Origin of the sequence: Ferroplasma sp. (genome assembly GCF_037442045.1) — an archaeon.
GTDB lineage: Archaea > Thermoplasmatota > Thermoplasmata > Thermoplasmatales > Thermoplasmataceae > Ferroplasma.
On record NZ_JBBIRC010000066.1, the window covers coordinates 1 to 5083 of the forward strand.

General features: G+C 33.4%; 5 protein-coding genes. 4 read left to right on the forward strand and 1 reads right to left on the reverse strand.

What is annotated here, in order from left to right:
• From WKI77_RS07160 to WKI77_RS07175, 4 genes are all read left to right on the forward strand, one after another.
• Positions 1–665 (forward strand): D-aminoacyl-tRNA deacylase (locus tag WKI77_RS07160; RefSeq protein ID WP_337861142.1); only part of this gene is annotated, 665 nt, incomplete at its 5' end.
• Between the two features lie 43 nt (positions 666–708).
• The gene (locus WKI77_RS07165) at positions 709–1659 is read left to right on the forward strand and encodes a pyridoxal-phosphate dependent enzyme (RefSeq protein WP_337861143.1); all 951 of its coding nucleotides are present in this window, start codon (positions 709–711) and stop codon (positions 1657–1659) included.
• Positions 1659–2687 carry a DUF1611 domain-containing protein gene (locus WKI77_RS07170; RefSeq protein WP_337861144.1) on the forward strand — a complete coding sequence of 343 codons (1029 nt, stop codon included), beginning with the start codon at positions 1659–1661 and terminating at the stop codon, positions 2685–2687. The genes WKI77_RS07165 and WKI77_RS07170 overlap by 1 nt, the downstream gene beginning before the upstream one ends.
• Before the next feature lie 32 nt (positions 2688–2719).
• Positions 2720–4135 carry a metal-binding protein gene (locus WKI77_RS07175; protein WP_337861145.1) on the forward strand — a complete coding sequence of 472 codons (1416 nt, stop codon included), beginning with the start codon at positions 2720–2722 and terminating at the stop codon, positions 4133–4135.
• Here the strand turns inward: WKI77_RS07175 and WKI77_RS07180 are convergent.
• Positions 4126–4620 (reverse strand): DUF367 family protein, encoded by a 495-nt coding sequence (locus WKI77_RS07180; RefSeq protein WP_337861146.1) that lies wholly within the window; start codon positions 4618–4620, stop codon positions 4126–4128. The genes WKI77_RS07175 and WKI77_RS07180 overlap by 10 nt on opposite strands.
• Between the last annotated feature and the right edge of the window lie 463 nt (positions 4621–5083).

A 5083-nucleotide genomic window follows, 5' to 3' on the forward strand; every position in this document is an offset into this window, starting at 1 on the left:
AAAATTATAATTTAAAATTTATCGACAATTTGCATATTTACCAGGACATGAAAAATATCAGCAATGATGCTGAAAAGGTAATTTTTTTATCAAAGCATTCATCGGTTGCCAATGTTAAATCACTTACAGTTCATCCTGTTGGAAATTTCAGAAAGGCCGAACTTGGAGGGCTTGACAATGTAATAGTTCCTTCTGACCCGGAAGGCATGGGAGCGTCACTAAGGTATATCAAAAATAATTATTCCGGGAACTATTTCGAAATTACATTTGAAGCAACACATCATGGCCCCTATCTTGAAAAGCCATCATATTTTATTGAGATAGGAACTACTGAGAATGAATGGAAGCAGCCAGGCATTGCTGATTTAATGGCAAGAGCTATTATTGAAGGAGAAAAAAAGGATTATGAGAATTTTGTCGGTGTTGGAGGCGGCCATTATGCACCAAAAATTAGCAGTTATTTCTTTGAAAATGAGATAAATATAGGGCATATAATACCCAAATATGTGCATGAAATAATTTCACAGGAAGAAATTGAAAATGCGGTAAATAAAACACCGAAATGCAAAGGTTTCCTAATGGATGCACATGGAACTAAAGGCAGGGTTAAGGACATGATTAAAACTGTATCAGATAATTATAATCTTGAAATTTTAAAAATTTAATATTTAAATACAAAATGTTTATATATTAATTAATATTAATAAGATGTCAGTGAAAAAAATGGAGATAGAATCAGAAGACAAACCGCCAGGTAGTCCTTTAATAAGGGATTTTGACATTGGAAATTATCTGGGAAGAAGCAATTTTTTTATAAAATACGAAGGCTCAAACCCTACTGGAACACAGAAAGACAGAATTTCCAAAAAGCATGTTGAGAATGCCATTGATCATGGGTACAGTGAAATATCTGTTGCAACATGCGGAAATTATGGTGCATCAATAGCATATTATGCAGGCAAATATGGCATAAAGGCTATAGTTGGAATACCGCAGGAATATTCAAATTCCCGGCATGCTGAAATTGCTTCATATGGTGCAGACATAATAGAAAAACCTGTAAAATACGAAGAAATGGTAGAGTATATGAGGGAAGAGTCGGAGAAGAATAACTGGTATGATGCAAGCCCCGGGTCAAAGAATAAAAGCATAGATGTTTCTGGATACAGTGAAATATCATATGAAATTTACAATCAGCTGGGCTTTGCGCCAGATTATATATCCATTCCGGTAGGGAACGGAACAACTTTCTATGGCGTTTATTATGGCTTCCTGAGATTATACAGAGACGGAAAAATAGCTAAAATCCCAAAATTTATTGCAGCCAGCACTTCTGGTGGCAACCCTGTTATATATTCGTTCCTGAATGGATTCAGGAATATTGTTGAGCTTGATCCTGATACCATATCAGAAAGCTATACAAATGAGCCGTTAGTATCGTATATATCATATGATGGGCAAAAAGCCCTGGACGCTCTTTATAAAACACATGGAAAGGCCATATACGTATCTGATGAGGATATGATAACATTATCAGAGGGATTTAGAAAAATAGATCATTTATCTGTTTTGCCCGCATCTGCTTCTGCAGCATTTGCTGCCCTGAAGTTTGCAGGAAACAAAAATTGTGTAATATTATTGACTGGAAGTGATAAATAATGGAGAAGGCAGCAGTACTTTCTGAGGGGTGTTTTGCAACAACATATGGCAAAACAGCAAACGGCCTTGTCAGATACAGCAAGAAATATGAAATTGTAGCAGTTATAGATTCAAGATATTATGGCATGGATGCTGGCTATGTACTTATGGGGAGGCAGAACGGAATAAAAATAATCAACAATATTAACGAAGCAAAAGCCATGGGTGCAGAAACTCTGATAATAGGAGTTGCAACCGATGGTGGATATCTTCCAGTGGAATATAGAAAATATGTTTCTGAAGCCATTGAAAATAATATGAACATCGTAAATGGGCTTCACCAGTACATAAGCAATGATTCTGAATTCTCAAAGCTTGCAGAGGCACATCGTGTTAATATTGTGGATGTTAGAAAGATTTTCAACAATTATGAGTATTCATTTACAGGTAAGATAGAGGAAGTAAAATCCAAAAAAATAGCTGTGCTTGGAACTGACAGCGCCATAGGAAAAAGAACAACTGCCGTTTACCTCAATGATGCAATGAACCGGCAAAACAGAAAATCGGAACTCATAGGAACAGGGCAGACATCCTGGATGCAGGGATTTCCTTATACAGTTGTTATGGATTCTATAATAAATGATTTTGTTGCAGGGTCCCTGGAATACATAACATATAAAGCATGGCAGGAAAAACATCCCGACTATATGTTTCTGGAGGGTCAGGGTTCAATTCTTCATCCAGCATACCCAGGAGGCTTTGAGATAATAGGTGCCATGCGTCCTGATGCTATAATACTTCAGCATGCACCTAAAAGGAAATTCTACGACGGTTTTCCAGAATATCCGATTGAGTCACTGGAGAAATACATAAAGGTTCTTGAACTGGTTTCAAACAAAAAGGTAATAGCAATATCATTGAACATAGAAAATATGGAAATGCGTGAAATAGAAAAGGAAAAAACGGAGCTTGAAAGGAAATACAATATACCCGTATTTGACCCGCTTCATGAATTTGAAAATATTACCAGTGTCATATCAGATTTATAATTATTTAATGCATTATCGTACGGGGCAAAAAAATGTATATAGATAACATAATATCTTTCGATAATATTGAAATCAACATTGCAAGCATTGAAAAAAGGAGAATAATCGGCAATATTAAATTCGATGATTTTTCTTATAAATTAATTTTTACATATGGTGAAGACATAGATATAAACAGGAATATAGCAGGGCTTATACTTACAATGCCTGCAATAAACTTTACATATTTTGCGAGAAAATTGACATTGAATTTTCCAGTATCAAAAAACGATATTGATATCATAAAGCAATTTATGGTAATCAATGCCCATGAAGTATTTATAAATAAAATAATCAATAGAAGATATGATTATATAAAGTCCGAATTTATTCCAGCAGAAAGTGATATTAACAGAGAAAATGCAGATGGGATAACAGAACTTGTTTGCCCTGAAATATTTAACGAAGAAATGCCATGGAAAACATCAATTGATAAAGTTGCAATAATGTCATCAGGAGGAAAAGAAAGCCTTTTGGCCTTTGGCATTTTCAACGAAATTAATAAGCCAGAAAATAATTATTCTTTTTACTTTGAAGAATCAGGTTCACACTGGTTAACAGCAAAAACAGCATATGATTATTACAAAAAGAATTTTAAAAATACTATGAAGGTCTGGTCAAACACAGACCGTTTTTATCATGAAATGTTAAAGCACATAAAAATAGTAAATCAGAATAAAATAGACATATTATCAGATGATTACCCAATACAGGTTTTTATCTTCCCTGTCTACATATTTTTATTATTGCCCATGATTAAAAAATATTCTATAGGAAATATAATTATGGGTGATGAATTTGATGATCCAAGGGAAATGAAGGATTATAAGGGTTTAAAATATTATTACGGGATTTTTGATCAGACCTACGATTTCAATAAAATGCTTTCTCTCTATTTCGAAAAAAAGGGGATAAATTCCATGGTGTATTCTATAGTGTATCCAGTCACGGGCTATCTGGAAGAAAAAATTTTGATGAAAAGATACAGAGATTTATTTCTTCAACAGAGGTCGTGCCATTCATGCCATGAAAAAAATGGAGTTATAGAACCCTGCGGGAAATGTTCTAAATGCCTTGGCATTTTGCTTTTTATTGAAGCTGCAGGTGGAAAACCCCAGGATATATTATATTCCGACAATGATGTCCGCTTGCTTAAAAGGAGAATTAAAAATGCAAGGTTAAGACTAGATCCGGATGAAAGAATATATTCTGAATCTCTAGCAGGGTTTTACCTGGAAGCTCCAGAAAGCGTAGAACATGCAGGTGGTTTGCATATTATGCCATATGAAAATTCTATATTTTCTGTAATTCCTCCTAATTTCAGGGAAAATATCAAAAATATATTCCTGGAATATGGAAATGGAATTTATGATCTGGAAAACGATAATTGGAGTAAAATTCAGAAATAGTTATCCTGGGCTTCTATGCAATCTTCATTGCTATTACATTTCATGTAATCGTTCAATGGCTCAATATTTGTATTTATAAAATTCTGTGCCCATGAATACTTTGAAATAACCTGTTCAGCAAGTTCTATATAGCCCATTATATACAATGCTGCTGCAAGAGCTTCCAACGATGATAATTTTCCTGGCTTCCCGTAATTTACAGGATTTACTGGAAGCAGAAGAGGCAATTTTTTTCCATTTTTCCCCTTAAAATTCTCTATGGTATTGATCCGGTTCCATGAACCGTCCACCACAACAATTCCACGTTCATGGAAAAGTATTCTGCATGAATTGAGAAGAAAATTATCGGAATATGGTGTGAGATAGAGCTTATTGTATATTTTATTTACAGATATTTTAATTGCCATACCGTATCTTTCAAGTTTTTTCATTGTTGATTTTTTTGGGTCATCCTGGTTCATGTACACATAAAAAATTTTCTCCATTTATCTTAAAAGCTATGTGAAAATATAAGATTTGTTATTGCAAAATATTTTGATTCTGTATATTATGTTTGAGATTTTGAGGGCAATAATGGCACAGGCATTCACGGAACGGTACTTTTGCACTAACCAACTATTTCCAGTTAATTTTATTCCTGTACCAGAAGAGTATACTGTTACATTCAAATTTGCTTGAGCAAATAGGGCAGGTTTTAATTATGTATATTTATTATCGCATTCTATTACATTTTCTTCTCTGCTTTTCAGCAAGGTATTGAATTATTTGGAATGAATAAAATTAATCTGAATATGTATATTTGTTTTTTATAATTATTATTATACATATTGTATTAAGTTTTGATAGTTAAGATTAAATATTAATTGAAGTAATTTAAGAAAATCTTATTAAGTATTAGTTACACAATAATAACATTATTATATAGAATTGTGATTTTGCTTTATGGTA

What these genes read in the sequence shown, in the direction of transcription:
- WKI77_RS07170 (WP_337861144.1), top strand. Translation starts at nt 1,659, where the DNA reads ATGGAGAAGGCAGCAGTACTTTCTGAGGGGTGTTTTGCAACAACATAT.
- WKI77_RS07180 (WP_337861146.1), bottom strand. Translation starts at nt 4,620, where the DNA reads ATGGAGAAAATTTTTTATGTGTACATGAACCAGGATGACCCAAAAAAA.
- WKI77_RS07165 (WP_337861143.1), top strand. Translation starts at nt 709, where the DNA reads ATGTCAGTGAAAAAAATGGAGATAGAATCAGAAGACAAACCGCCAGGT.
- WKI77_RS07175 (WP_337861145.1), top strand. Translation starts at nt 2,720, where the DNA reads ATGTATATAGATAACATAATATCTTTCGATAATATTGAAATCAACATT.